The organism is Paenisporosarcina sp. P4_E4_2 (assembly GCF_056401595.1).
On record NZ_JBFUJC010000379.1, the window covers coordinates 1 to 2,851 of the forward strand.

The 2,851-nt window shown below is 40.1% G+C and carries 2 protein-coding genes and 2 pseudogenes; all 4 read right to left on the minus strand.

Translation table 11 applies throughout. The features are described from left to right. Positions 1-481 (minus strand): annotated as a pseudogene (locus AC1DSB_RS17395) (3-dehydroquinate synthase); the annotation flags it as partial. A 3-nt stretch (positions 482-484) separates the two neighbouring features. After that, complete coding sequence (gene aroC, locus AC1DSB_RS17400; protein WP_477587218.1) at positions 485-1,666, minus strand: chorismate synthase; 1,182 nt, start codon at positions 1,664-1,666, stop codon at positions 485-487. Positions 1,667-1,985: 319 nt separating this feature from the next. Beyond that, complete coding sequence (gene ndk, locus AC1DSB_RS17405) at positions 1,986-2,432, minus strand: nucleoside-diphosphate kinase (RefSeq protein WP_016427415.1); 447 nt, start codon at positions 2,430-2,432, stop codon at positions 1,986-1,988. A gap of 107 nt (positions 2,433-2,539) precedes the next feature. Beyond that, a pseudogene (locus AC1DSB_RS17410) lies at positions 2,540-2,851 on the minus strand (heptaprenyl diphosphate synthase); the annotation flags it as partial.

The following is a 2,851-nucleotide window of genomic DNA, read 5'->3' on the forward strand; positions in this document are numbered from 1 at the left end:
GATAAAACGAGCCGATCATATTTTTCCCTTGCGGATGATTGACTGCCGTTTTCCCTCCAACTGCACTATCATGAGCTAAAATAGTTGTCGGTAATTGTATAAAAGGAATCCCTCGCATGAATGTAGAGGCAACAAAACCTACTACATCACCACATGCTCCACCGCCAAAAGCGAAAAGAATTGATTTTCTGGTACACCCTTTTTCGAGCAAAAACGACTGACATGCCATAAAGGTCTCCATAGATTTACTGGATTCCCCTGCAGGCAACCGACATATATGAACGGATGTATCCAAAAACGATTGGAGAGGTTTCAGCAATTTGTCCAAATGCAGATTGGCAACTGCTTCGTCGACAAAGATTACCACATGATCTGCATGTTTAATTTGCTTTTCATATAAAGCCAATGCAGGCTCGTATATGAATGAACCTACATGAACTTTGTATGATTTGCTTTCCGTGTCGATTGAAATAGTATGCATTCTTTAGAACTCCTTTGTATAGGCACGGTGCTGGTTGATTGAATTGAGAAGTTGTGGCATTTGATCACTATGGAATTGTTCCAAAATGGCATTGGCAATTTCCCACGCTACGACATGCTCTGCAACAACAGAGGCTGCAGGTACAGCACAACTATCTGAACGTTCTATACTAGCTTTAAATGGTTCTTTCGTAGATATATCGACACTTTGAAGAGGTTTATATAGAGTTGGAATGGGTTTCATTACACCTCGGACGACAATTGGCATTCCAGTGGACATGCCACCTTCCAGTCCTCCTAGTCGATTTGTTGTTCTGGTATACCCTTGTTCCTCATTCCAAACAATTTCGTCATGTACTTGACTGCCTGGTTTACGAGCCATTTCAAATCCTAATCCAACTTCAACACCTTTGAATGCATTAATGCTCATTACTGCCATTGCAAGTTTGGCATCGAGTTTACGATCATAGTGAACATAGCTTCCTATTCCAGCTGGCATACCCTCCACAATGACTTCCACAACTCCACCGATAGAATCGCCGTTTTCTTTTGCTTCATCAATTGCTTTGACCATTAATTCTGAGGCCTGTGGGTCCAAGCAATAAACAGGATCCGCTTCAATGATTTCACGAATTTGCTTTACATCTAGACCTTCCCAAGCGGATGGATCTGCTTTTATGCCACCGATTTCTGTCACGTGCGAAACAATGTTGATCCCCAATTCCGAAAGTAACTGTTTTGCCACTGCACCAACAGCCACACGAACAGTCGTTTCTCGCGCGGAAGAACGTTCCAAAACGTTTCTTAAATCTGAATGACCATATTTCATGCCGCCGACTAAATCCGCATGCCCTGGTCGAGGACGCGTAATTTGTCGTTTGATATCATCTGGGTTCAATCCTTCTTCCAATGGTTCAATTCCCATGACATGTGTCCAGTGCTTCCAATCGTCGTTTGTAACCACCAGAGCAACTGGTGAACCTAATGTCTTACCGTGACGCACACCTGAAGTTATATCAACCGTATCGGTTTCAATTTGCATACGTCTGCCACGTCCATGACCACCTTGTCTTCTTTTTAAATCCTTATTGATCATTTCTGCTGTAATGGTTAATTGTGCGGGTAATCCTTCTATAATGGCGGTCAATTGTGGACCGTGAGATTCTCCAGCTGTTAAATAACGCATAACACTTTCCCCCTTCAACTCGCTAAAGTATTTTAAGTAACACTATAACACAAACCGATTTCATTTTCATCGTTCTTGAAAATATTAAAAAAAAGTCCGAAAATTCCTTCGGACGATTTTACTTACTATTTTCATTATAGGCTATTTTAAACTTAACTGTTATATATAGTCCATTTGCGCTTGTTGCACATTTCAAGAATGAGCCTACAAGTATGAAAACAACTATTATGTATGCAAATATAGTTCCATTATATCGCAAAGCTATATTTGCTTAAAATAAAAAGCAGTCAAATGAAAAATCATTTGACTGCTAAGTTAATTAGTTTACCCAGTTGTTAGCGTCTTTTGAATAAGAAACTAGTTCTTCTTCTTTGAAGAATAAACCGATTTCACGAACAGCGCTATCTGCAGAGTCAGAACCGTGAATGATGTTTTTGCCAACAGTTACTGCAAAATCGCCACGGATTGTTCCTGGAGCAGATTCTTTAGGGTTAGTAGCACCTACTAATAAACGAGAAGTAGCGATTACATTTTCGCCTTCCCAAACCATTGCGAAAACTGGTCCAGAAGTAATGAAGTCTACCAATTCACCGAAGAACGGACGCTCTTTGTGCTCGCCGTAGTGTTCGCCAGCAAGTTCAGGTGTGATTTGCATTAATTTTGCTCCAACAAGTTGGAAGCCTTTGTTTTCGAAACGACCAACGATTTCACCGATTAGGTTACGTTGTACGCCATCAGGTTTTACCATTAAGAAAGTTCTTTCCATAATTAACACTCCTTCAATTGTATGTTAGAGATTTATCCCCAAAATAGTTATGGATACTTTATCCACCGTAAAAAATATTACCATTGTCTCTTCGTTTGTTCAACACATTAAAATTTACGCTTGCCCATATATAGTGCAATATCTCGTAATGATTTTTTTGCACGCGACGCTGGAAGTGCATCGATTTCTTTTAAAGCTTTCTGCAAATACCGGTTGCTGATTGCTTTGGACTTCTCAATTGCATCTGATTCCCGAATCTTTTTAACGAGTGCTAAACGCTCTGTTTCAGTCATATTTCCTGATAGAGCATGTTCAAGATCTGGTCTGAATTCCGGCAAATCTTTCAAGAACAAAATCGGTAAAGTTATATTACCTTGTATCAAATCAGATCCGGCAGGTTTGCCTAATTCTTTATCAGT

Excerpts from the sequence above, each read along its gene's own strand:
- aroC (WP_477587218.1), bottom strand. The coding sequence starts at position 1,666 with ATGCGTTATTTAACAGCTGGAGAATCTCACGGTCCACAATTGACCGCC.
- ndk (WP_016427415.1), bottom strand. The coding sequence starts at position 2,432 with ATGGAAAGAACTTTCTTAATGGTAAAACCTGATGGCGTACAACGTAAC.